The organism is Pseudomonas sp. B2021, assembly GCF_018135665.1.
Taxonomy (GTDB): Bacteria; Pseudomonadota; Gammaproteobacteria; order Pseudomonadales; family Pseudomonadaceae; genus Aquipseudomonas; species Aquipseudomonas lactis.
In genome coordinates this window covers 5913562-5937967 of record NZ_SMOF01000001.1, presented here as the reverse complement: position 1 = coordinate 5937967, position 24406 = coordinate 5913562, and the positions used below count along the sequence as shown (strand labels likewise).

Below are 24406 nucleotides of genomic sequence, written 5' to 3'. Positions count from 1 at the left end.
TGCTACGAATGCGTCGACTGACACTCCGCTATCGCAGGCAAGCCAGCTCCCACATAGTGATTACTCGATAAAGGTCACGACACCACCGGCCAGCGACTTCACCCGCGCCAGCGACTCAACCCGATAACCCTGCGCATCCAGTTCTGCACGCCCGCCCTGGAACGACTTCTCGATCACAATGCCCAAGCCGGCTACGGTCGCGCCGGCCTGCTTGATGATCGAGATCAGCGCCTGGGACGCCTTGCCGTTGGCCAAAAAGTCATCGATCACCAGCACGCGGTCGCTGCTGGTCAGGTGGCGCGGGGAGATCGCCACGGTGCTTTCGGTTTTCTTGGTGAAGGAATACACCGTGGCCGACAGCAGGTTTTCCGTGAGGGTCAAGGATTGCTGCTTGCGGGCGAAGATCACCGGCACGCCCAGGTTCAGCCCGGTCATGATGGCCGGTGCAATGCCCGAGGCTTCGATGGTGACGATCTTGGTGATGCCCGAATCCTTGAACAGTGCGGCGAATTCGTCGCCGATCAGTTTCATCAGCGCCGGGTCGATCTGGTGGTTCAAAAAGGCGTCAACCTTGAGGACCTGATCGGAAAGCACGATGCCTTCTTCGCGAATTTTCTTGTGCAGTGCTTCCACGGAAAGCTTCCTCTAATGGCGCGTTGTGCGCCGAAAGTAGATTAAAAAGTAGTCGATTCTAGCGCTTTAGCATCGCGCGTATATCCGCCAAGGCGGTGTTGCCGCGAACGGCCTTCACCTCGGTGGGCGTGTCGTCATTGCCTTCCCAGGCCAGGTCGTCCGGCGGCAGTTCATCCAGGAACCGGCTGGGGGCACAGTCGATGATTTCACCGTATTGCTTGCGCTTGGCGGCAAAGGTGAAGGCCAGGGTCTGACGTGCGCGGGTAATACCCACATAGGCCAGGCGGCGTTCTTCCTCGATGGTGTCGGCTTCGATGCTGGAGCGGTGCGGGAGGATTTCCTCTTCCATGCCCATGATGAACACGTAGGGAAATTCCAGGCCCTTGGACGCATGCAAGGTCATCATCTGCACGCCTTCGGCACCGTCTTCCTCTTCTTGCTGGCGCTCGAGCATGTCGCGCAACACCAGCTTGCCGATGGCGTCCTCGACGGTCATCTCGCCGTCTTCGTCTTTTTCCAGGGTGTTCTTCAACGCCTCGATCAGGAACCAGACGTTGCCCATGCGGTAATCCGCGGCCTTGTCGCTGGAACTGTTGGTGCGCAGCCAGTTTTCATAGTCGATGTCCATGACCATGCTGCGCAGGGCGCTGATCGGGTCTTCGCCGGCGCACTGCTCGCGCACCTTGTCCATGAAGCGCTTGAAGCGTGACAGGCGATCAGTGAAGCGCGTGTCCAGGTGTTCGCCCAGGCCGATTTCGTCGGTGGCGGCGTACATCGAGATCTTGCGTTCGGTGGCGTAGTTACCGAGCTTTTCCAGGGTGGTGGAGCCGATTTCCCGGCGTGGCACGTTGATCACGCGCAGGAAGGCGTTGTCGTCGTCCGGGTTCACGATCAGCCGAAAGTAGGCCATCAGGTCTTTGACTTCCTGGCGTCCGAAAAAGCTGTTGCCGCCCGACAGGCGATACGGCACCTGGTGATGCTGCAGCTTCAGCTCGATCAGTTTGGCCTGGTAGTTGCCGCGATACAGGATCGCAAAGTCGCTGTAGGGCCGGTCGGTGCGCAAGTGCAGGCTGAGGATTTCCACGGCCACGCGCTCGGCTTCGGCGTCTTCGTTGCGGCAGCGGATCACACGGATCTCGTCGCCATGGCCCATCTCGCTCCACAGTTGTTTTTCAAACTCGTGGGGGTTGTTGGAGATCAGCACGTTGGCGCAGCGCAGGATGCGGCTGGTGGAGCGGTAGTTCTGCTCCAGCATCACCACTTTCAAGGAGGGGTAGTCTTCCTTGAGCAGCATCAGGTTTTCCGGGCGGGCGCCGCGCCAGGCGTAGATCGACTGGTCGTCGTCGCCTACCACGGTGAACTGGTTGCGCGTGCCGATCAGCAACTTCACCAGCAGGTATTGGCTGGCGTTGGTGTCCTGGTATTCGTCCACCAGCAGGTAGCGCACCTTGTTTTGCCACTTCTCCAGGATGTCCTTGTGCTCCTGGAATAGCTTGACCGGTAGTAGGATCAGGTCGTCGAAGTCCACCGCGTTGAACGCCTTGAGCGTGCGCTGGTAGTGGGTGTAGACGATGGCGGCGGTCTGTTCCTTGGGGTTGCGCGCGGCTTCCAGGGCTTCGGCGGGCAGGATCAGGTCGTTTTTCCAGGCGCCGATCATGTTCTTGATCTCGTCGACGCCGTCGTCGCCCGCGTATTCCTTCTGCATGATGTCGGTCATCAAGGCCTTGACGTCGGTCTCGTCGAAGATCGAGAAGCCCGGCTTGTAGCCCAGCCGCACATGCTCCTTGCGGATGATGTTCAGGCCCAGGTTGTGGAAGGTACACACGGTAAGGCCACGGCCTTCGCCACCCTTGAGCAGGGTGCCGACCCGCTCTTTCATTTCCCGCGCCGCCTTGTTGGTGAAAGTCATGGCGACGATGTACTGGGCGCGGATGCCGCAGTTCTGGATCAAGTGCGCGATCTTGCGGGTGATCACGCTGGTCTTGCCGGAGCCTGCACCGGCGAGCACCAATAGAGGGCCGCCGACGTAGTTCACGGCTTCTTGCTGCCGGGGATTGAGTCGGGACATACGGAATTTTAGGAGTCGTTGTTCAAAAGGGCGGGCATTTTAACAGGCTGGAAAGATTCTGCTGCCATAGAACGACGGTGTGACGTACCACTCGATCTAAATTTGCCGGTTTTGCTACTTTGCCGCAGGATGTGGAGGAATAGCCGAGACGATTATTTACAGTCTGCGTATTTGATAACACCTATCATTTGTCATCCTTTGTCATTGTCAGGCCGCACGTCATAATGGCACCGCTAATGAAATTTTGCAGAGTCTAGGGAGTTAGCGTGTCTACGCCTGTCGAACCCTTGCGTTTGCTGCTGCTGGCCGATGAGCCCGAGTGGGCAGCGTTGTTGCGCGAGTGCCTGGCGCCGATGGGCGAAGGGGCTGTGCTGATCAGTGCGCCCAACTGGGACTCGGTGAGCCGCCTGTTCGATGACGACCAGGGTGCTGTGTTATTGACCACGCCCAGCCTGCAGCCCGGCCCGGGCCGGTGCAGTTTGCCGTGTGTATTGCTGCTGGAGCAGGAGCCCCTGGTGTCGCCGCTGGGTGTCAGCGATTGGTTGGTGCTGGATGCATTGGATGCCGACACATTGCGCCGCTGCCTGCGCCATGTGCGCGAGCGCGGCGTGCTGGAGAACACCTTGCAGCGCCTGGCCGAGCAGGACCCGCTCACCGGTATTGCCAACCGCCAGGGCTTCCAGACCTTGCTGGCCGCGCGCTTGGCAGAAAACGACGGCCGTGGTCTGGCCCTCGGTCACCTGGACCTGGACAATTTTCGTCATGCCAACGATGCCCTCGGTCATCAGGCGGGCGACCGTTTGATCCTGCAAGTGGTGTCGAGGCTCAAGAGCCAGCTCGAAGCCGGGGACCAACTGGCGCGCCTGGGCAGCGATGAGTTTGCCTTGTTGATCGATACCCGCCGGGCGCCCCAGCGCGCCGAGTGGATGGCTGAGCGCATCACCGAAGTGATGGCCGAACCCTATTGGGTGGATGGCGAAAGCCTGTTGATCGGTTGCAGCCTGGGCATGGCCCATGCTCGAGCCCGTGCTGGCGCCGACCCGCTGATGTGGCACGCCCATATCGCCATGCAGCAGGCCAAAAGCACCCAGGGCTGCACCTTCCATATCTTCAATGAGCGCATCAACCGCAACGCCCGCAGCCTGGCCGACCTGGAAAGTGAACTGCGCCGGGCTTTGCGCCGCGATGAGTTGGAGCTGCATTACCAGCCGCGACTGGACCTGGACGACGGCCATATCGTTGGCCTCGAAGCCCTGGTGCGCTGGCGCCACGGCGAGCGCGGCTTGTTGCCGCCCAGCGAATTCGTGCCGCTGGCCGAACAGAGTGGCCTGATCGTGCCATTGGGCTACTGGGTGATCTCCCGAGCCCTGCGCGACATGCAAGACCTGCGCGAACGCGGCCTGCCGCCGCTGCACATGGCGGTCAACCTGTCGTTTCGCCAGTTTCAGGACAGCCAGTTGCTGTCCACCCTCAGCCGCCTGATTGCCGAGCGCGGCGTGGAAGCGCAATGGCTGGAATTTGAACTGACCGAAACCGCCGTGATGCGCCGCAGCGACCTGGTCAAACAGACCATGGATGCCCTTGGCCGGTTGGGTGTGCGGTTTTCCCTGGATGACTTCGGCACCGGTTTTTCATCGTTTGTGCACCTCAACAGCCTGCCGATTGCCTTGTTGAAGATCGACAAGAGTTTTGTCGGCGGCATGGAAGAGCGCGAAGAAAACCGCAAGCTGGTGCACGCCATGATCAACCTGGCCCACAACCTCAACCTGGAAGTGGTCGCCGAAGGCGTGGAAACCCCTGAGCAACTTGAGCTTTTGCGCTTGTTTGGGTGCGACCAGGTCCAGGGTTACCTGATCAGCAAGCCGTTGCCGTTGCCGGAGCTGGTGGAATACCTGATGTTCGGGCAAAGCCAGCAGGCGCTGTTGGGCTAAGCCTTCAAAGTGGTTCAAATGTGGGAGCTGGCTTGCCTGCGATAGCGGTCGTTCAGCTAATAATGATTAGCCTGACACACCGCTATCGCAGGCCAGCCAGCTCCCACATGAACCGCGTGCACTCGCTAGTCAGGCAGTGCCGCTCGGAGTCCGACATCAGCATCCGGCTCCTGCCGAATCATCCGCTTCATCTTCGCCTCAAACGCCCAGGTCAGGCTCACCGCCGCACACGCCAGGCCTAGTGCCAGGCCCCACCAGACGCCGGTTGGCCCCCAGCCCAGGGTGAACGCCATCAACCAGGCCGACGGTGCACCAATCAGCCAATAGCAACCCAGCCCCACCAGGAAGGTGGTCTTGGCGTCCTTCAAGCCACGGATACAACCCATGGCGATGGTCTGCACGCCATCGAACAATTCGAACCAGGCAGCGACGGCCAGCAGGCTCACTGCCAGCACGATAACGTCATGGAATGCCGGGTCGTCATGGTCGAGGAACAGTCCTATCAGCGGGTCGGAGAACAGCCACAGCACCGCCGCAAACCCCAACATCACCATGGCGCCGAATCCTATGCCGACCCGCCCGGCCATGCGCGCCATCAGCAACTGCCCGGCGCCGTAATGCTGGCCGATGCGCATGGTCACCGCGTAGGACATCCCCGCCGGCACCATGAAGGCCACCGACACAATCTGCAGGGCGATCTGGTGCGCCGCCAATTGCGTGCTGCCCATGGTGCCCATGCACAACGCCGCAAAGGCAAACAGCCCGACCTCTACCGCATAGGTGCCGCCAATCGGCAGGCCCAGGCGCCACAGCTCGCGCAGGTAGTGGGTATTCAGGCGCAGCAGGCCGGTGCCCAGCGGGTAGGCGGCGTAGGCGCGGTTGCTGCGGATGTACCACATCAATGCCAACGCCATGCCATTGGCGACGATGGCGGTCACCAGGCCGATGCCCATCAGGCCCAGTTTCGGTAGGCCGAACATGCCTTCGATCAACGCATGGTTGAGCAGGTAGTTGACCACGGTACCGCACAGGCTGATCACCATCACCGGAGTGGCCTTGCCGATGGCGCTGGTAAAGCCGCGCAGGGCCATGAAGCTCAGGTAGCCGGGCAGGGCAAAGGGCAGGATCGTCAGGAATTGCCCGGCTGCTTGCACGTTGGTTTCGGTCTGGCCGAACATCAGCAGTACCGGCTTCAAGTTCCATAACAGCAACGCCGCCGCCAGCGCCATCAACCACGCCAGCCACAGCCCGGCCTGGGTCAGGCGGGTGGCGCCGTCGATATCGCCCGCGCCATGGCGAATGGCGACCAAGGTGCCCACGGCTGCGATCACGCCGATGCAGAAAATCGCCACGAACGAATAGCTCGCCGCGCCCAGGCCGCCGCCCGCCAAGGCCTCGGGGCTCAGGCGCGCCATCATCAGGGTGTCGGTCAGCACCATCAGCATGTGCGCCAACTGTGAGGCAATCAACGGCCCCGATAGCCGCAGAATGGCCCAGAGTTCGGTACGTGCCGGATGTTGCATGATCATCACACTCGAATAGTCAGGAAGGTGGGGAAGGGTTGATTCTCGGCGCATTCAGCGCATTGCACAAAAGGATAAAAGCGATCGTTGGCATGATTAAAACTCATGCTTGAGCGATTCTGGTAGGGTTTCCAGATTGCGCAGCCGGAGCTTTCAGAATGTCCCGTCGTCTTCCTCCTCTTTACGCCTTGCGGGCCTTTGAAGCCGCCTCCCGCCACCACTCGTTTACCCGCGCGGCTGAGGAGTTGTCGATTACCCAAAGTGCGATCAGCCGGCATATCCGTACGCTCGAAGATTATTTCGCCTGCCGATTGTTCCAGCGCAGCGGTCGCACGTTGCAGCTCACGGAAGCGGCGCGTTTGTTGCTGCCTGGCGTACGGGAAGGCTTCGCTGCCCTGGAGCGTGCTTGCCATACCTTGAATGCCGAAGATGACATCCTGCGTATGAAGGCGCCGTCCACCTTGACCATGCGCTGGCTGCTGGCGCGGCTGAGTCGCTTCCGTGCCTTGCAGCCGGGCAATGAGGTGCAGCTCACCAGTGCGTGGATGAGCATCGATGAAGTGGACTTCAATCAAGAACCGTTCGACTGCGCGGTGTTGCTCAGCAACGGGCACTTTCCGGCGGACTGGGAGGCCAGTTATCTGTTTGCGGAAATGCTCATCCCGGTGGGAGCGCCCAATCTGCTGGACGACGGTCCCTGGGACGTGACGCGGTTGGCAACCGCCGAACTGCTGCACCCGACCCCGGACCGCCGCGACTGGCGTTACTGGCTGCAGCGCATGGGGCTGTCGTCTCAGGTTTCACTCAAGGGTGGGCAGGTGTTCGACACGCTTGAGCTGGGCATGATCGCCGCCGCCCGAGGCTATGGCGTGTCCATGGGTGATTTGCTGATGGTGGCCGAAGACGTGGCACAGGGGCGCTTGAGCCTGCCGTGGCCTACGGCGGTCGCCAGTGGGGAAAGCTACTACCTGGTGTGGCCGAAAACCCGCCCGGGTGGGGAACGTTTGCGACAGCTGGCGGAATTTCTTCAAGGTGAAGTCAAGGCGATGGAATTGCCCCAGGTTGAACGCCTCGATTGAGTGGCGGCGAGTTGTTAGTGCAATCGTTTGCGGGATACCCCTGTGATTCGCTCAAGTATTGCCAAATGCCGCCGAAGAAGGGGGTTGGAACCATCGTGCATCATCGTTTCCCACTAGATAATTTGCCGAGCAGCGCTATGAGATCAGGATGATCCTGGCCTCGGCCAGGAGCTGTCATGTCTGAACCCCGTGCCCGGATTGCCTCCCAGTTAGGCCTCGCACTCGCCGTGATTCTCGCTGTCGTGATCAGCGGCAGTACGGTCTTTGCCTTGCGTACCCTCGACTCCGCCAACCTCGCCACCCGCGAGGAACACCTGGCCAGCGAGGCGCGTTTGCTCGCCGACCAACTCAACACCTTCCTCAGCACCTTGCGCGAAAGCACTCAGCGTTTGAGCGGGCTGTTTGAAAAGCGCTTCGGCGCAGGCTTGAGTGTGCGTGCGGACCAGCCCGTGGCCGTGGCCGGCGTGCAGACGCCGAGCCTCTATCTGGGCAACGAGGTGCTGAACAACAACTTCGAAGAAGTGGATGAGTTCAAGCAGATGTCCGGCGGCGTGGCCACGGTGTTCGTGCGCAGCGGCGACGACTTTATCCGCGTCAGCACCTCCCTGACCAAGCAGGATGGCAATCGCGCCATTGGCACCGTACTTGACCGTCAGGGCGCGGCCTACCAGCGCGTTGTGAGTGGCCAGACCTACATCGGCCGTGCCGTGTTGTTTGACCGCTCCTACATGACCCAATACAGCCCCGTGCGTGACAGCAGTGGCCAGGTCATTGCCGTGCTGTTCATCGGTTTCGATTACACCGATGCCCAGAACGCCCAGTTTGAAAACCTCAAGCGCTTCCGCATTGGCCAGACCGGCTCCCTCGCGCTGCTCGATGAGCAAAAGCACTGGCTGGTGCCGCCAGCTGGCGTGCAAGCGCCGGATCAGGCGATTGCCGTGATGCTCGATCTGGCGAGAAAGCCGGGTGCAGGCCGTTTCTGGAGTGACAAGAACGAAGATTTCTATAGCGTCTCGGTGCCGTTCGAAGGCGGCCCTTGGGCGGTGATAGCGAGCATGCCCAAGGCTGAGATTCGCGCCGTGACCTGGGAGGTCGGCAGCCGCCTGGTGATCGGCAGTGTGCTGGCGATGTTGCTGGCAGTGGGCGCCACGGTGTGGCTGTTGCGCAGCAAGCTGGCGCCATTGAGCGAGCTGGTACGCCAGGCTCAGGCCCTGGGTGCGGGGGATTTGAGTGCGCGGCTCAATGTGTCCAGCCATGACGAAATCGGCCAGTTGGCGCGTAGTTTCAACCAGATGGGTGAGGCGCTGTCGACCATGGTGTCGCATATCCGTACTGCCGCCGAACAGGTCAACAGCCGCGCCCAGGCGTTGTCGGGCTTGTCTGGTGGTGCCTACGAAGGCATGGAGCAACAGTCCGGCGAGATCACCAGCATGGCCGGTGCGGTGGAAGAGTTCAGTGCTACCTCGCTGAACATTGCCGACAACATGGGCAACACCGAGCGCCTGGCTCAAGAGAATGCCCAGCAAACCCGTATCGGCCGTACCTCGATGCAAGAGGCTTCATCGTCCCTGGAACATATCGCCACCGCGCTGAACAGCACCGCTGCCGTGATCAACACCCTGGGCCAGCGTTCCCAGGAAATCGGCGGGATCGTCGGCGTGATTACCGCCATCGCCGAACAGACCAACCTGCTGGCGCTCAACGCCGCCATCGAAGCCGCCCGTGCCGGTGAGCAAGGCCGTGGTTTCGCCGTGGTCGCTGATGAGGTGCGCAACCTGGCTTCGCGTACCCGCCAGGCGACCGATGAAATCTCCGGCATGATCCAGAGCATCCAGCAGGAAACCGGCAACGCCATCAGCACCATGGAGCATGGCAATGCGCTGATGCAGGAAGGCCTGTCGCGCAACGCCGACGTGGCCTCGGCCCTGGCGCGTATCGACGAGCAGAGTCGCTCGGCCGGCCAGCAGTTTGCTGCGATCACCACCGCCACCCAAGAGCAGAGCAGCACCGCGACTTTGCTCAGCGCCAACCTTCAGAGCATTGCCCTGGCCAACAGCGAGCAGCGTGAAGTGGTGTCGAACCTGGCGGTTACCGCCAAGGAACTGGAGACCTTGGCAGCAGGCTTGCGCCATGAGGTGGATCGGTTTCGCTGACGCACCACCAATCAAATGGTGGGAGCGGGCTTGCTCGCGAATGCGGTAAATCAGTAGCAAATGGGTGACTGACACTCCGCATTCGCGAGCAACCCCGCTCCCACATTGATATTGCGTAAGGCTCAAGTCACGGATGTGGGGCGGTACTGCAGGGCCTCCTTCAGATGGTCACGGGTGATGGCGTCCATCTGGTCCAGGTCCGCCAAGGTGCGCGCCACCTTCAGCAGCCGATGGGCCGCCCGCAGTGACAGTGTCAGTCGCTCGCAGGCGGTCTCCAGCCAACCCTCGTCGACCTTTGGCAGCTTGCAGTGCTGGCGCAGCCCCGGCAGGTCCAGAAAAGCATTGGCACACCCCTGGCGTTGCTGTTGACGCTCGCGTGCTTCGGCTACCCGCACCGAGGCATCGGCCGTTGTATCGCCCGCCGGTTGAGTGGGGCTCAGCGCAGTGGCCTCCCGCGCGACGGTCAGGTGCAAATCAATCCGGTCCAGCAAAGGGCCGGATAGCTTGTTGCGATAACGCTGGATCTGCTCCGGCGTACACCGGCAACGCCCGCTGGGTTCGCCCATGTAGCCGCAGGGACAGGGATTCATCGCCGCGACCAGTTGAAAGCGAGCCGGGAAACGCACTCGGTCACGGGCGCGGGATATCACGATATGTCCCGATTCCAATGGCTCGCGCAGCACCTCCAGTACCTTGCGATCGAACTCTGGCAGCTCATCCAAGAACAAAACCCCGTGATGGGCCAGGGTGATTTCCCCCGGTTGTGGCTTCGAGCCGCCACCCACCAGCGCCGGCCCGGATGCCGAGTGGTGCGGCTGGCGAAACGGGCGGTTTGGCCAATGGCTCAGCGGTGCCAGGCTGACCACGGATTGGATCGCGGCCACTTCCAGTGCTTCCTGCTCGCTCAACGGCGGCAGCAAGCCCGGTAGCCGGCTGGCCAATAACGTCTTGCCGGTGCCCGGTGGCCCGCTGAAAAGCAGGTTATGCGCGCCCGCCGCCGCGATCAGCAATGCTCGCTTGGCCGCGAGTTGGCCCTGCACTTCACGCAGGTCTGGGTAAGGCTTGTTCACGTACAGCAAGCCGTCGGACCTGTAGGGCTCGATCGGTACGTGCCCATTCAGGTGCGCCACTACTTGCAGCAAGTGGTCCACCGCAATCACCTTCAGCCCCGACGCCAGGCAGGCCTCCTCGGCGTTGGCGCGTGGCACTATCACGGTGCGCCCGGCCTTGCGCGCTGCCAGCGCGGCCGGCAATACCCCCTTCACCGCGCGCACCTCGCCGGACAGCGCCAATTCCCCTAGGCATTCCACGTCATCGAGCATCAACGCCGGCACTTGCACACTGGCCGCCAGGATGCCCAGGGCAATCGCCAGATCAAAACGCCCGCCGTCCTTGGGCAGGTCGGCGGGCGCAAGATTGAGTGTGATGCGCCGGGCCGGATATTGCAGCGCCGAGTTGAGGATGGCACTGCGCACGCGGTCCTTGCTTTCCTTCACTGCGGTTTCGGGCAAACCCACCAAGGTGAGAGACGGCAGGCCATTGGCCATATGCACTTCGACAGTGACGGCTGGGGCTTCCACACCGACCTGGGCGCGGCTGTGGACAATGGCGAGGGACATGCTCGTTCCTTGAATGGGAGGGCCGCTTCCTGCGGTTTTTTCAAGGGTAGACGAGGTGGGATGGAGCGGGGCGGGGGAGGTTTTACAGAACGTATCCGGGCGGCAACGCAAAACAAGTGTGGGAGCAGGCAAGCCAGCTCCCACAACAATCGCGTTCACTCAGCAGAAGGTGGCGTCAACCGGGCTTCAAGTTCAGCCACCTTCGCCTCCAGGCTCTCCAGCCGCGCACGTGTGCGGGCCAGCACCACCATCTGGCTGTCAAACTCTTCCCGGCTGACCAGGTCGAGCTTGCTGAAACCACTCTGTAGCAAAGCCTTGAACTGGCTTTCGATTTCATTGCGGGGCAGCGGGGTGTCACCGCTGAACAGGCGAGAGGCGTGGCCGCTCAGGGCGTCGAGGAAGTCTTTGGGCGCGAGCATTGGACATATTCCGGAAAACAGTTGGCCGGCAGTGTATCACGCAGCGTCTATAGTCATTTTTACGCCCTGCTGCGCACGGTTTTCGCGCATTGGGGCGGGCGGCCGCGCACTGTTTTGATGCGCATTGCGGCCGCGCAGGCGCCCCGTAGGTGGGCACAAGCGGGCAATGGATTGATTTCAGTGGTTTTTACGGAGCTGGCAAGGTTTCTGCTTAGACGATCATGACCCATGCACTGATGCAGTCGCTGTGACGAATGCAGTGCGCCGACGGATCCGGGTACAGGGCTCGTCACCAGTGGTTCGCTGGCGTCGCGACGGCAAATGCCGAGGCGACGATGCGTTACAAAGCCAGGCACTGCGCTTAGACTTGAGACGGGTTTGTTTTCCTGGGGCAAGTCCACCAAATTCGGGAGAGAGTTTTCATGAAGCTAGTCACTGCCATCATCAAGCCGTTCAAGTTGGACGATGTTCGCGAGTCACTGTCCGAGATCGGCGTGCAGGGCATTACCGTTACTGAGGTCAAGGGCTTCGGTCGGCAGAAGGGTCATACCGAGCTGTATCGCGGCGCGGAATACGTGGTCGATTTCCTGCCGAAGGTGAAGATCGATGTCGCCATTGACGACAAGGATCTTGATCGGGTTATCGAGGCGATAACCAAGGCGGCCAACACCGGCAAGATCGGTGACGGCAAGATCTTCGTGGTCAATCTGGAACAGGCTATTCGCATCCGTACCGGCGAAACCGATACCGACGCAATCTAAGCCGCCAAACCCCAACGCCCCAGGAGAAAACAATATGACTCTGCGTAAATTCGCAGGGCTCGGAGCCCTGCTGTCCATCGTAATGCCAAGCCTGGCCATGGCGGCAGATGAAGTGGCTGCTCCAGTCCTCAATTCCGGCGACACCGCCTGGATGCTCACTGCCACCGCGCTGGTGCTGTTCATGACCATCCCTGGCCTGGCGCTGTTCTACGGCGGCATGGTCCGCTCCAAGAATATTCTGTCGGTGATGATGCAGTGCTTCGCCATCACTGGCCTGATCAGCATCCTCTGGGTCGTCTACGGCTACAGCATCGCGTTCGATACCACCGGTATGGAACAAGGCGTGGTCAACTTCAATTCCTTCTTCGGCGGCATGGGCAAGGCGTTCCTGGCGGGTGTTACCCCGGCCAGCATCACCGGGCCGGCGGCGCTGTTTCCGGAGGCCGTGTTCATTACCTTCCAGATGACCTTTGCCATCATTACCCCGGCGCTGATCGTCGGTGCTTTCGCTGAGCGTATGAAGTTCTCCGCGATGCTGATCTTCATGGCTATCTGGTTCACCCTGGTCTATGCGCCGATTGCGCACATGGTCTGGAGCGGCAATGGCGGCCTGATGTGGGACTGGGGCGTGCTGGACTTCGCCGGCGGCACCGTTGTGCACATCAACGCGGGTGTGGCTGGCCTGGTGGCGTGCATCGTGCTCGGCAAGCGCAAAGGCTTCCCCACCACCCCGATGGCCCCGCATAACCTGGGCTATACCCTGGTGGGCGCGGCCATGCTGTGGATCGGCTGGTTTGGCTTCAACGCCGGTTCCGCTGCGGCGGCCAACGGCACCGCGGGCATGGCGATGCTGGTAACTCAAATCGCTACCGCAGCTGCGGCCCTGGGATGGATGTTTGCCGAGTGGATCACCCACGGCAAGCCAAGCGCACTGGGTATCGCCTCGGGCGTGGTCGCCGGCCTCGTCGCCGTGACACCAGCGGCTGGCACCGTGGGCCCGATGGGCGCCCTGGTGATTGGTCTGGTCGCCGGTGTGGTGTGCTTCTTCTGCGCGACCAGCCTCAAGCGCAAACTGGGTTATGACGACTCCCTGGACGCCTTCGGCGTGCACGGTATTGGCGGTATCGTCGGTGCGATCCTCACCGGTGTGTTCGCAGCTCCTGCTCTGGGCGGCTTCGGCACCGTGACCGACATCGCGGCCCAGGTCTGGATCCAGTGCAAAGGCGTGGGCTTCACCGTGATCTACACGGCGATTGTGACCTACGTCATCCTCAAGGTGCTCGACATGGTCATGGGCCTGCGTGTCACCGAAGAAGAAGAGGCGGTCGGCCTCGACCTGGCGCAACACAACGAGCGCGGCTACAACTTGTAACTACGCGAAAAAAACATGCCCGGCTTGCCGGGCATTTTTTTGCCCGGCGTTTGTCTGTGGCTAAAGGTGCATGGGTTTTTTATCGACTTTGTGATGGGATCCACACAGCACTTCTAAGGGTGCAAATGTCTTACAGGCATGAAGGCGTATTCGGCCCTTTGTTTTTTCTCAGAGCGCGCTAGAATGCGCGCCGATGGGCGGAGAACTGTATGTGGCAACAGACCCTGATTACCCTGCGGGCCAAGCCCCGGGGCTTTCACTTGGTAACGGACGAGTTGCTTGCCGGCTTGCCTGAATTGAAGGCGTGCCGTGTGGGCCTGTTGCATCTGTGGCTGCAGCACACCTCGGCCTCGTTGACCGTCAACGAGAATGCCGACCCGGCGGTTCGCCGTGACTTCGAGCGTTTTTTCAACCTGCTGGTGCCACAAGGTCGCGCAGGGTTTGAACATAACGACGAAGGTCCGGATGATCTGCCGGCGCACTTCAAGGCCAGTCTGCTGGGCTGCCAGCTGAGTTTGCCGGTCAAGGCCGGCCGCTTGGCGATAGGGACCTGGCAAGGTGTTTATCTGGGCGAGCACCGTGATCATGGCGGTGCTCGTAAAGTCCTCGCCACCTTGCACGGTGAAGGGGCATAAGCCATAGGGAATCCTGTGGATGTTGATTTTTTTCCAGCGGCCTCGACAGAGGGTGAAGCTGGGCTATAACTAATCTGCTTTTCGCAAGTCATGAGGTAGAACATGAGCGACGATGATCTGGAACAAGACGACCTCGAAGTAGGTGATGAAGACGACACCGAAGACGGTCTTGAAGCAGTAGCGGCTGACGACGTTGCGGAAGATGCCGATGACAGTGTTGGCGATGACGCGGCTCCCAAAGCCAAAGGCAAAGCCAAGGCGGCTGTTTCGGTAGACGAGTTGCCGAGTGTTGAAGCCAAGAACAAAGAGCGCGATGCCCTGGCCCGTGCGATGGAAGAGTTCCTCGCTAAAGGCGGCAAAGTGCAGGAAGTCGAGGCCAACGTGGTGGCTGATCCACCGAAGAAGCCGGATAACAAGTACGGCAGCCGACCTATCTGAGGTCTGCCTCCTGCTTGTAAGAAAAAGCCCGCCGTCGCTGCGGGCTTTTTCATGTCTGGAGCAATTTACCAGTTCGCTGCAATACCCTGTGGGAGCTGGCTTGCCTGCGATAGCGGTCTATCTGCGAGCCCTGTGTTGACTGACCCACCGCTATCGCAGGCAAGCCAGCTCCCACATTTTGGGTCAGTGTTAGCTCCAGCGACTCAGCAAGGGCGGCAACTCCGTCAGGCTGCGAATCTGCGCATCCGGGTGCTTGTCACCTTCCCAGGCCTTGCCCGTGGGGTTGAACCACACCGCCCGCAGCCCCGCCTGCTGCGCGCCGGCAATGTCATCCCCAGGATGATCGCCCACATGCACAGCCGCGCTGGCGTCCACACCGCCACGTTGCAGCGCCTCCTGAAACAGCCGTGCATCCGGCTTGGCGATGCCGATATCTTCAGCGCGCAGGGCAAAGTGAAAATAGTCCGCCAGGCCCACGCGCTGCACATCGGCATTGCCATTGGTGATCACCCCCAGCAGGAAGTGCTGGCGCAGCGCCTTGAGCATCGGCTCGGCTTCCGGGAACACGGTGAGTTGGTGACGTGCGTGGATGAACGCTTCGAAGCACACGTCCGCCATCTCTGTGGCCTCAGGCTGGGGATAACCGGCCTCCTCGAACGCATGCATTAGCACGCGATGGCGCAGCAGGCTGATGCGGTGCTTGAGTTCGGGATGACGCTGCAGCATCTGCTGGCGCAGGCTGGCAAAATGCTCAAGGGGCAGCTCGCCAACCTTGGATGCGTGAACTGCCAGCCATTCGCGCATCGACGCTTCGGCGCTGATGATGACGGGTACGTTGTCCCAGAGGGTGTCGTCCAGGTCGAAGGTGATCAGATTGATACTCATGAGTCGCCGCCCTTGATGCGTTTGGCCCGTGGATGGGCACTGTCGTACACCGTTGCCAGGTGCTGGAAGTCGAGGTGGGTGTAGATCTGCGTGGTCTTGATATCCGAGTGCCCAAGCAGTTCCTGCACGGCGCGCAGGTCCTGGGAGGATTCGAGCAGATGGCTGGCAAAGGAGTGACGCAACATGTGCGGGTGCAGATTCTGCCCCAGCTCCCGCTCGCCAGCGGCCTTAACCCGCAGCTGAATCGCCCGTGGCCCCAGGCGCCGGCCTTGCTGGCTGACAAACACGGCATCGTCTGCCGGGTTGGTCAGCAGTCGTAGCGGCAGCCATAGCTGCAAGGCTTCGCGGGCTTTCCTGCCCACGGGCAGTACGCGGGTCTTGCTGCCTTTGCCGAGCACTTGCACCAAGCCATCGGCGAGGTCCAGTTGATCGAGGTTCAGGCCCGTCAGCTCCGACAGGCGCAGGCCCGAGGAATAGAACAGCTCAAGGATGGCTTGGTCGCGATGGGCCAGGAAGTCATCCTCGACGGCACCGTCGAGCAGTTGCAGGGCGCGGTCGGTATCCAGGGTCTTGGGCAGACGCCGTTCGCCTTTGGGCGGTGACAGGCCATTGGCCGGGTCGTGGTCGCACAGGCCTTCGCGATTGAGGTAGTGATAGAGGCCGCGCACCGCCGACAGCAGGCGAGACAGGCTGCGTGAGGATTGGCCCTGCAGATGCAACCGAGCGATCAGGCTGCGCAGGGCCTGGATATCCAGGGCCTTCCAACTGCTGACGTGCTGTTTTTCGCAATAGGCCAGGACCTTGTTCAAGTCCCGCCGATAGGCTTCCAGCGTATGGGGCGACACCTGGCGCTCATTGCGCAGGTGAGCGCAGTAAGCGTCCAGTTGCCGCTCCATGATCAGCGCACCGCGCGCAGGGTGGTGGTGTGGCGTGGCAGGACGCGGCCCAGCACTTCGGCGATATAGGTCAGGAACAGCGTGCCCACCGAGCTTTTGTAGTGCGCCGGGTCGCGGCTGGCGATGGCCAGTACGCCGTGCAAGCCTTGATGGCTGAGGGCGATGACGGCCGTAGAGCCGATCTGCTTGCGCTGTTCGGCGCCAAACAGGAAGTCCAGCTCATGCTCGCGCAAGGTGCCGCTGACGGTCTTGCCTTCGGACAGCAGGCCGCCGATGGCCGTCTGCGCCTCGCCACCTGTGACCCAGCGGCCCACCGGCATCGGGTTGTCGCTGAACAGGATCAGGCTGACGAAGGGCACCTGGAAATCCTCCCGCAGGCTGTCTTCCACGGCGATCACCGTTTCTTCCAGGCTGGTGGCATCCATCAGGGTCAGAATCAGGCGGCGCGTCTTGTCGAACAAGCGGTCGTTGTCGCGGGCCACGTCCATCAGATGAGAGAGCCGGTGGCGCATTTCAATATTGCGCTCGCGCAGGATCTTCATCTGCCGCTCCACCAGCGATACGGTATCGCCGCGCTGGTGAGGGATGCGCAGGGCCGGCAGCAGCTCTTCGTGTTCGACGAAGAAGTCCGGGTTAGCCTCAAGGTACGCCGCGACAGCAGCGGCCTCCAGGCTTTCACTCGAGGTTGCGTGTGCGGGTACTTGAGGCTTATCGGTCATTAGCTTGGCTCACTCATAGACGGACCTGTCCTTCGTATACACGCGTGGCCGGCCCGGTCATCATCACCGGGTGGCCAGGGCCTGCCCATTCGATGGACAAACGTCCACCGGGCAGGTCGATCAACAGCGGCGAATCCATCCACCCCTGGCTGATCGCGGCCACGGCAGCGGCGCAAGCACCGGTGCCGCAAGCCTGGGTTTCGCCGACGCCGCGTTCCCATACGCGCAATTGCGCACGGTTACGGTCGATTACCTGCAAAAAGCCCACATTGGCCCGTGCCGGAAAGCGCGGGTGATGTTCGATCTTCGGCCCCAGTTCGTGCACGGGGGCGTTATTGATGTCGGTGACCCGCAGTACTGCATGGGGGTTGCCCATGGACACGGCGGCGATCTCCACGGTTTTGCCATCCACGTCCAACGCGTAACTGAGGGCCTGCTCGGTGGCCTGGAACGGAATATCCGCCGGCACCAGGCGCGGCGCGCCCATGTTGACGCTGATCTGGCCATCGTTGCGGATGTCCAGTTCGATCACGCCACCTTTGGTTTCGACGCGAATCTGGCGTTTGGCAGTCAGACGCTTGTCGAGCACAAAGCGCGCAAAGCAGCGCGCGCCGTTGCCGCACTGTTCCACTTCGGAGCCGTCGGAGTTAAAGATCCGGTAGCGGAAATCCACCTCCGGGTTGCTCGGCGCCTCGACCAGCAGCAACTGGTCGAAACCGATCCCGGTGTGGCGATCGCCCCACTGTTTGGCGTGCTTGGGCAGGATGTGCGCGTGCTGGCTGACCAGGTCGAGGACCATGAAATCATTACCCAGCCCGTGCATCTTGGTAAAACGCAGCAGCATGGCTTACTCCGGCAGCAGGCTTTCGCCAGCATACAACTCGGCTACCGTCTCGCGGCGACGCACTTCAAATGCTTGATCACCGTCCACCAGCACCTCGGCGGTACGCCCGCGGGTGTTGTAGTTGGAACTCATGACAAACCCGTAGGCACCGGCCGAATGCACGGCCAGCAGATCACCTTCCTCAAGCGCCAACTCACGATCCTTGGCCAGGAAGTCGCCGGTCTCGCAGATCGGCCCGACGATGTCATAGGCGCGGGCTTCGCTTGCGCGCGGCGTCACGGCGGTGACATCCATCCAGGCCTGGTACAGCGCCGGGCGGATCAGGTCGTTCATCGCCGCATCGACGATGGCGAAATCCTTGTGTTCGGTGTGCTTGAGGTACTCGACCTGGGTCAGCAACACGCCAGCGTTGGCAACGATGTAGCGGCCTGGCTCGAACATCAGCGTCAGGTCGCGGCCTTCGATGCGCTCGCGCACGGCCTGGATATAGTCGGCAATCAGTGGCGGCTCTTCATCGCGATAACGCACGCCCACGCCACCACCGAGGTCGATGTGGTGCAGGTAGATGCCGCACTCGCCGAGGCGGTCGATCAAGGCCAGCAGGCGGTCGAGGGCATCCAGGAACGGTGGCAGGGTGGTCAGTTGCGAGCCGATATGGCAGTCGACGCCCAGCACTTCCAGGTTCGGCAGTTGGGCTGCGCGGATGTACACGTCCTCGGCGTCGGCGATGGCAATGCCGAACTTGTTCTCTTTGAGACCGGTGGAGATGTACGGGTGGGTGCCGGCGTCGACATCCGGGTTGACGCGCAGGGAGATCGGCGCGCGAACGCCCATTTCGGCGGCAACGACTTGCAGGCGCTCCAGTTCGTCGGTGGATTCGACGTTGAAGCAATGCACGCCGACTTCCAGGGCGCGGCGCATGTCTTCGCGGCTCTTGCCGACGCCGGAGAAGACGATTTTGTCCGCCTGGCCACCGGCGGCCAGTACGCGTTCCAGCTCGCCACGGGACACGATGTCAAAACCAGCGCCAAGACGCGCCAGGACATTGAGTACACCCAGGTTGGAGTTGGCCTTGACTGCGTAGCACACCAGGTGCGGCACGCCGTCGAGCGCGTCGGTGAACGAGCGGTATTGGGCTTGGATATGCGCACGCGAGTACACATAGGTCGGGGTGCCGAAGCGCTGGGCAATCGCGGACAAGGCCACGCCTTCCGCGAACAGCTCGCCGTCCCGGTAGTTAAAAGCGTCCATAAGTTTCCCTTGGCTTAGTAGGTGTCGTGCTTATGGGCTTTTGACGTCTTTTGCGACGATTGCGCCTGTTCGTTTGGATCTTTGCTGTCATCGGGCAGGTACAACGGGCCTTTCTGGCCACAGGCACTAACGAGGCAAGCGACCGCGACGAGCGCAGCAAGGGAAGAGATCAGGCGCTTCATGGCGAAATCCTTGAATATGCATTAATTGCGCCCGAGTATACCGACCACCCGCCAGCTTGCCTATGCGCCGCAACACCCGTCCGGCGGGGGTTTGCCGAGACAGTAGGGAAGCAGGCTACGATGCCTGGGGATATTTCGTACCGTCATCCGTGATGAAATCAGTATCCTTTGCAATCGGCGAAGCTCGCCCGTATCGTGCGGCGCTTGAGCAAAACCAGACACTTTTGAGGTTGCCACAATGAGTTTGACCGAAGCCCGTTTTCACGACCTGGTGGATACCACCCAGCAGGGGCTGGAAGATATTTTCGACGACAGCGGCCTGGACGTGGATCTGGAAAACTCGGCCGGTGTGCTGACCGTCAAGTTCGAGAGCGGCCAGCAACTGATCTTCAGCCGCCAGGAGCCGCTGCGTCAGCTGTGGCTGGCGGCGCGCTCCGGTGGCGTTCACTTCGATTACGACGAAGAAAGCGGTAAGTGGCAGTGCGACAAGAGTGAAGAGTTGCTGGGTGAGATGCTCGCCCGCCTGGTCCAGGAATACACCGGCGACGAACTGGATTTCGACGAGATCTGATGGTGAGTGAGCCTGCAACCGTACGCCCGCCCAAGCCGCTGTTCAGCAATGTCAGCCCGGCGGTGCCGTCACCTTGTATCAGTTTGTGTCGCCTGGACGAGCAGAAAGTTTGCCTTGGCTGCTTCCGCCATGTGGAAGACATCCGGGAATGGCGCTCTGCCGACGATGCGCGGCGCCGGGTGATCTGTGCAGAGGCCGAGCAGCGCAAGGCGAGCACCTGACGGCGTCTTGTTTATTTGTGTCGCTGTGGTAGTGTCCGGATACACCTCCATTCATCGAGGTCCGTGAGAACCCCGCCTTTTCCTGGCGGGGTTTTGCTTTTTTGTGCAGAAAAAAGGAGTCTGCCTGAATCATGACCACCGCACCGTCCATCATTCTTACCCGTCTTGACGTGCAGCGTCTGGAGCAACTGATCGACCGCTTGGGCGACAACTCTCCCGGCGCCGAAGCATTGCAAGCCGAACTCGACCGCGCCGAAGACGTGGTTGGTCACGATGAAGTGCCTGCGGGTGTCGTGACCATGAACTCCAGCGTGCATTGCCGTGAGCAAAGCAGCGGCAAGGACTATCACCTGACGTTGGTCTACCCCAAGCACGCGAACGCCGACGAAGGCAAAATTTCGATCATGGCGCCGGTAGGCAGCGCGTTGCTCGGCCTGCAAGTGGGCCAGCACATCGACTGGCCGGCGCCTGGCGGCAAGATCCTGAAGCTGGAATTGCTCAGCGTCGAAGGCCAGCCCAAAGATGGCGGCGCCTTCCCGCTCTAAACCTGATTGAAGGCCGCATTGAGTGACTGTTCCAGTTCGGCTTTATAGCGCAGGTACAGATTGCTTGGGCTTTGCACATCACCGAGCAGCCCCGACAGATCCAGGTCAGTGATATAGCAGCGGTAACGCTCGGTTTCCCGACGTTGCCCGACGATCTCCCGGGCGACCACCGTAAACAGCTGGTCGCCAAATTCCAGTTCGGAAAACTCCCGCTGATTGCAGTACAGGGTGATCCCTACGTGGCCTGGCGTGCCTTTGCCGATAATGGCCTGCACGTCATAAAACGCCTTGTTGGCCGGGTCTTGCGGGGCCGGCCTTGGCTCAACGCCCCGCGCACGGCCGCTGCCCGATGGCAACAGTTGGTAATACAGGATCTGTATCTCGCCCGCGGGTTGCTGGGTGTCCAGGGACGATAGTGCTTCGCGGCGATACAGGATCGATTGCAAAAAGCGCTGCAACGGCGCCAACAGGCTTTGCTCATCATGAAACGGCAAGCGCTGTTGCCAGAGCGCGTTGAATTCGTCGAGCACGTAGACGTCGGCGAAGCCTTCATTGACCCGGTAGAACACCTGCACACACTCGGCTTGGCCCATGGGCAGCAGCAGCGCCAGGTCGTGGTCTTCCAAGGCCATGGCGTCCAGGTGCCACGGGCTATAGCTGACCAGCTCCTCGCTGAGGTAGGCGATCAGCGCGTCCTGGGTCGGTAGTGACACATGGGTGGCCTGGCCCGGTACCAGTTCCATGACGTGATAATGCTGCTGCACCTGGAGCAGGTAGCGATGATTGCCCTGGCCGAGCAGCAGATGCTGCGCGGTGTCGAATACCTCTTCCACCCGCTGGGCAATGAACTGTGCCCGGTTGTGGCAAAAACAACGCACTCGCAGGCGTGGCAGATGGTTCGAGGGCAGTTGGTTGAGGTAGTCGCGCAGGCAGTCGAGCAGGGCGTGGGGGCCGTCATAGCGGCTGACCATCACTTCGTTCCAGCTGTTGAGCGTGACCTGGTCCAGGGTCAGCACCAGATTGTCGCGCACGCCGGCATAGCTCAGGGAGTCGGTGCGCTCGGTGGTCATCAGGATATTCAGGTCGCGATGATGCTTGAGCGGATCAACCCCGACGTTGATCAGCAGCAGCACCTCTTCCGGCACTGCCGGGCGCAGCAAGCGGCTCTCATCGACACTGGCCAGGGGCAGGGCGATGGTCTGTTGCAGACTGCCCAGCAGGTTGAAAAGCTCGAACTCGGTCATGTCGCTGGTGCCGGGGTGCAGCGCCAGGCGGGTGCTGCTGTCGATCACGCCGTTGCGATGACACCAGGTGAGCATTTCCAGCAGGTCGCGGCTGCGTTTGATCGGCGCAAAGTGCTCCCATTCCAGGGCGGTAAGGTTGCCGTTATACAGGCCCCAATGGTGTTGGCCCGGCTCCTTGCGGTTGGGCGACTGCACCAGGGTCAGGGTGTCTTCGGCCAGGTCGGGGGCGATGCCGGGGTTGATAAACTCGACCTTGCCGGCCTTGCGCTCGAACGCCGCGTACAAACGGCGGCCCAGTACATTGAGGTCGCGTTTATTGATCGGGCTGGCGGACTGTTCACTGCGTGTGAACTGGGTGAGGAAGCGGTAGCTGTAGTTCAACTCATTGACCAGGGCGCGGCGCTCGGAAGCGACCTGGCGCACTTTCCATTGGCTGCGGCTGTCCAGCAGGGCCAGTTGGCGTGTGTCCCACCCCCATTCATGCGCCAGGCGTTCCAGTAGCTGCCGTTGCCAGCCAGCGGTGCGCTGGCCGGCGCTGAGCTTGCGGTTGACCTTCAGGTACAGGCTGCGGCGCACCAGTTCCAGGCGCTCCAGCTCGTTGCGGGCCTTGAGGTATTCCTCGATGCGGCGGTAGACCATGATGTACGGGTCCAGCTCATCCAGGTCTACCTGATGGCTGAACACCGCCTGTTTGAAGCGCAGGCTCAGGCATTGCACCTTCGGGTGTTCGCTGGCGTAGACCTCGGTCAGCAGCAGCTTGAGCACCGATTTATAGGGCGACTCGATGCCCTTGAACAGTTGCCACAGCCCGGCGCCAATAAATTCCCCCGGAGGAATATGAGCCAAATGGCCGAGGTCGAGGGTTTCATCGGCGCGGATAAAGCGCTTGGAAATCAGTGCGTGAGTAAACTCGGCGTAGCGGTTTTCTTCGTAGACCGGCACCAACCACCAGATGGGCGTGCGTCCGGCCAGCCAGATCGCGGTGCGATAGAACTCATCCAACAGCAGGTAGTGCTGGGTGGTGCCGCAGTCGTCGGAGCTCAATTGTGTATCGCGATCACCCAACACAAAGCGCGTCGGGTCGATCAGGAAGAAATGCGCCTCGGCGCCCATGCCCAAGGCCCAGGTTTCCAGCAGTTGGCACTTTTTGCGCAGCTCGGCCAGCTCGGTCTCGCTCAGGTCGGGAGCGTGGCATACCCACACGTCCATATCGCTTTGATCGGCCTGCGCCAGCGTGCCAAGGCTGCCCATCAGGAACAAACCGTGGATCGGCGTAGGCGGGTTGCCATGGCGCGGTTTATAGGAGAACGAGCGTGTCAGGCGTTGGGCATCGGCCAAGGCCTGGGCGTCCGGTTCGAAATTCGACAGGCCAGCCGGTGTGTTACTGGAGACATAGCCCGGCAACAGCGGATGATTGACGTGGAAAAACAGCGGCAACAAAGCCAGCACGCTTTGCTGGCGTGGCGTCAGCCCCTCGACGGCCCGGGCCATGCGGCCTTGATTGAGGGTCATGAAACGCGCGCGCAGTTGGGTCAGTACCTTGCGGTCGATGCCTTCGTCCAGATCGGGGCGGATTTCATGGGTGCGGGTCATGTCGAACTCGTTGGCTCGCAGGGCCCGACGCGGGCGGCCATGCAGGAGTTTACAGACAGTAGCGTAGGAGTTTTAGAGGGAAGTGGCTTTTTGGCGTCAGAATTTTGTATGCCGCGCAGCAAAGCCCGCGGAATCCGCAGGCGGCGGACTCCATGGGCGGTATCAAGTATCAGGCGGCTTCTTTGGTGTTGGCAGTGGTCAGGATGGTCAGCAGGGTTTGGGCTTGCTCGGCAGCGTCCCGGCCAAGGCTCGTCAGGTAGCCCCCGTCCGGTTGGTCAATCAGCCCTTTGGCATGGAGGCGCTTGGCAGCGGCGATGGCAGTAGGGGCGGCAGTCTGATGGACTTTCAAGCCTTCCTTGGTGCTGTCCAAGGGGAAGAGTACAAGGATTTCCAGTTCGGCAACCAACTCAGGGGTATACGACATAAGGACTCCAGACTTTCTAAAATTTATTAGAGGCTAGCAGGCCATAAGGTGAACGCACTTTGCCGAACTGTCCAGCGTGTTGCTGCGTGCCGGGGTTATTCCTTTTCCGGCGGCAGCTCGGGCAGTGCCCGCAGTGCCGTTTCATACCACTCGGTATTGAAAGCGCGGTCCTCGTCCAGCATGGCGTCGATCTCGAAGGCCAGCACGTGAGCCATCAGATTGAGGATATCGTCGCGCTCGTAACCCACCAGGGTCAGTTTGTTGAACGTAGCCTTGGCCGCTGGCGGGTTATCGCTCTCGATCTGGTTCTCGATGGCTTCGATCAGCGTGGTCTCGGTGAATTCTTCTTCGTCGTTGTCGATATCGGTCGGCTCGCTCATGGCAGGCTCCTCAAGGAAAG

The 24406-nt window shown here is 61.2% G+C and carries 24 protein-coding genes; 10 read left to right on the top strand and 14 right to left on the bottom strand.

Translation table 11 applies throughout. The features are described 5' to 3' along the window. Positions 1-60 precede the first annotated feature (60 nt). The gene (locus E1K68_RS26925) at positions 61-633 is read right to left on the bottom strand and encodes a xanthine phosphoribosyltransferase (RefSeq protein ID WP_003195447.1); all 573 of its coding nucleotides are present in this window, start codon (positions 631-633) and stop codon (positions 61-63) included. Positions 634-691: 58 nt separating this feature from the next. Further along, positions 692-2701 carry a DNA helicase Rep gene (rep, locus tag E1K68_RS26920; RefSeq protein ID WP_003195444.1) on the bottom strand — a complete coding sequence of 670 codons (2010 nt, stop codon included), beginning with the start codon at positions 2699-2701 and terminating at the stop codon, positions 692-694. Between the two features lie 266 nt (positions 2702-2967). Here rep and E1K68_RS26915 point away from each other — a divergent pair, with 266 nt between their 5' ends. Further along, the gene (locus E1K68_RS26915) at positions 2968-4632 is read left to right on the top strand and encodes a bifunctional diguanylate cyclase/phosphodiesterase (RefSeq protein ID WP_003195443.1); all 1665 of its coding nucleotides are present in this window, start codon (positions 2968-2970) and stop codon (positions 4630-4632) included. A gap of 125 nt (positions 4633-4757) precedes the next feature. On the opposite strand, the gene E1K68_RS26910 is transcribed toward E1K68_RS26915, so the two are convergent. Continuing rightward, complete coding sequence (locus tag E1K68_RS26910; protein WP_003195441.1) at positions 4758-6161, bottom strand: NorM family multidrug efflux MATE transporter; 1404 nt, start codon at positions 6159-6161, stop codon at positions 4758-4760. Between the two features lie 152 nt (positions 6162-6313). Here E1K68_RS26910 and E1K68_RS26905 point away from each other — a divergent pair, with 152 nt between their 5' ends. Together E1K68_RS26905 and E1K68_RS26900 are read left to right on the top strand one after the other, a co-directional pair. Beyond that, the gene (locus E1K68_RS26905) at positions 6314-7234 is read left to right on the top strand and encodes a LysR substrate-binding domain-containing protein (protein WP_212614856.1); all 921 of its coding nucleotides are present in this window, start codon (positions 6314-6316) and stop codon (positions 7232-7234) included. A gap of 176 nt (positions 7235-7410) precedes the next feature. Next, the gene (locus E1K68_RS26900; protein WP_212614855.1) at positions 7411-9387 is read left to right on the top strand and encodes a methyl-accepting chemotaxis protein; all 1977 of its coding nucleotides are present in this window, start codon (positions 7411-7413) and stop codon (positions 9385-9387) included. Between the two features lie 122 nt (positions 9388-9509). Here E1K68_RS26900 and E1K68_RS26895 read toward each other — a convergent pair whose 3' ends face one another. After that, a complete protein-coding gene (locus E1K68_RS26895; protein WP_094774731.1) occupies positions 9510-11006 on the bottom strand; it encodes a YifB family Mg chelatase-like AAA ATPase in 1497 nt (498 codons plus the stop codon). Between the two features lie 155 nt (positions 11007-11161). Beyond that, on the bottom strand, positions 11162-11425 hold the full coding sequence (locus E1K68_RS26890; protein ID WP_003195432.1) for an accessory factor UbiK family protein: 264 nt from the start codon (positions 11423-11425) through the stop codon (positions 11162-11164). 422 nt (positions 11426-11847) lie between these two features. Between E1K68_RS26890 and glnK the strand changes: the two genes are divergently transcribed. The 4 genes from glnK (at position 11848) to sutA (ending at position 14631) form a co-directional block, all read left to right on the top strand. Then, positions 11848-12186: a P-II family nitrogen regulator gene (gene glnK / locus E1K68_RS26885; protein ID WP_002555808.1), complete on the top strand. Its 339-nt coding sequence runs from the start codon at positions 11848-11850 to the stop codon at positions 12184-12186. Positions 12187-12220: 34 nt separating this feature from the next. Next, complete coding sequence (locus E1K68_RS26880) at positions 12221-13558, top strand: ammonium transporter (RefSeq protein WP_020302863.1); 1338 nt, start codon at positions 12221-12223, stop codon at positions 13556-13558. Between the two features lie 209 nt (positions 13559-13767). Further along, the gene (locus E1K68_RS26875) at positions 13768-14193 is read left to right on the top strand and encodes a secondary thiamine-phosphate synthase enzyme YjbQ (protein WP_003195429.1); all 426 of its coding nucleotides are present in this window, start codon (positions 13768-13770) and stop codon (positions 14191-14193) included. Positions 14194-14295: 102 nt separating this feature from the next. After that, on the top strand, positions 14296-14631 hold the full coding sequence (gene sutA / locus E1K68_RS26870) for a transcriptional regulator SutA (protein ID WP_003195427.1): 336 nt from the start codon (positions 14296-14298) through the stop codon (positions 14629-14631). Between the two features lie 189 nt (positions 14632-14820). On the opposite strand, the gene E1K68_RS26865 is transcribed toward sutA, so the two are convergent. The 6 genes from E1K68_RS26865 to E1K68_RS26840 are packed head-to-tail and all read right to left on the bottom strand — an operon-like array spanning position 14821 to position 19408. Beyond that, on the bottom strand, positions 14821-15516 hold the full coding sequence (locus E1K68_RS26865) for an HAD-IA family hydrolase (protein WP_169855644.1): 696 nt from the start codon (positions 15514-15516) through the stop codon (positions 14821-14823). Then, positions 15513-16412, bottom strand: a complete 900-nt coding sequence (gene xerC / locus E1K68_RS26860; protein WP_003195423.1) for a tyrosine recombinase XerC — start codon at positions 16410-16412, stop codon at positions 15513-15515. The genes E1K68_RS26865 and xerC overlap by 4 nt, the downstream gene beginning before the upstream one ends. A 2-nt stretch (positions 16413-16414) precedes the next feature. Continuing rightward, positions 16415-17131, bottom strand: coding sequence for a DUF484 family protein (locus E1K68_RS26855; protein WP_212614854.1), 717 nt, complete (start codon positions 17129-17131; stop codon positions 16415-16417). Positions 17132-17144: 13 nt separating this feature from the next. Then, positions 17145-17975, bottom strand: a complete 831-nt coding sequence (gene dapF, locus E1K68_RS26850) for a diaminopimelate epimerase (RefSeq protein WP_003195419.1) — start codon at positions 17973-17975, stop codon at positions 17145-17147. Positions 17976-17978: 3 nt separating this feature from the next. Next, complete coding sequence (lysA, locus tag E1K68_RS26845; protein WP_212614853.1) at positions 17979-19226, bottom strand: diaminopimelate decarboxylase; 1248 nt, start codon at positions 19224-19226, stop codon at positions 17979-17981. Positions 19227-19240: 14 nt separating this feature from the next. Beyond that, the gene (locus tag E1K68_RS26840; RefSeq protein ID WP_212614852.1) at positions 19241-19408 is read right to left on the bottom strand and encodes a lipoprotein; all 168 of its coding nucleotides are present in this window, start codon (positions 19406-19408) and stop codon (positions 19241-19243) included. Positions 19409-19646: 238 nt separating this feature from the next. On the opposite strand from E1K68_RS26840, the gene cyaY reads away from it, so the two are divergent. From cyaY to rnk, 3 genes are all read left to right on the top strand, one after another. Continuing rightward, positions 19647-19979 carry an iron donor protein CyaY gene (gene cyaY / locus E1K68_RS26835; RefSeq protein ID WP_003195412.1) on the top strand — a complete coding sequence of 111 codons (333 nt, stop codon included), beginning with the start codon at positions 19647-19649 and terminating at the stop codon, positions 19977-19979. A 2-nt stretch (positions 19980-19981) separates the two neighbouring features. Further along, positions 19982-20200, top strand: coding sequence for a DUF1289 domain-containing protein (locus E1K68_RS26830; RefSeq protein WP_032897694.1), 219 nt, complete (start codon positions 19982-19984; stop codon positions 20198-20200). A gap of 131 nt (positions 20201-20331) precedes the next feature. Continuing rightward, positions 20332-20745, top strand: a complete 414-nt coding sequence (gene rnk / locus E1K68_RS26825; protein ID WP_212614851.1) for a nucleoside diphosphate kinase regulator — start codon at positions 20332-20334, stop codon at positions 20743-20745. Here rnk and E1K68_RS26820 read toward each other — a convergent pair. The 3 genes from E1K68_RS26820 to E1K68_RS26810 form a co-directional block, all read right to left on the bottom strand. Then, entirely contained in the window at positions 20742-23582 is a 2841-nt protein-coding gene (locus E1K68_RS26820) for a class I adenylate cyclase (RefSeq protein WP_212614850.1), read from the bottom strand. The genes rnk and E1K68_RS26820 overlap by 4 nt on opposite strands. A gap of 169 nt (positions 23583-23751) precedes the next feature. Further along, positions 23752-24006, bottom strand: a complete 255-nt coding sequence (locus tag E1K68_RS26815) for a TIGR02647 family protein (RefSeq protein WP_014720451.1) — start codon at positions 24004-24006, stop codon at positions 23752-23754. A 95-nt stretch (positions 24007-24101) separates the two neighbouring features. Further along, on the bottom strand, positions 24102-24386 hold the full coding sequence (locus tag E1K68_RS26810) for a hypothetical protein (protein WP_212614849.1): 285 nt from the start codon (positions 24384-24386) through the stop codon (positions 24102-24104). Positions 24387-24406: the final 20 nt, after the last annotated feature.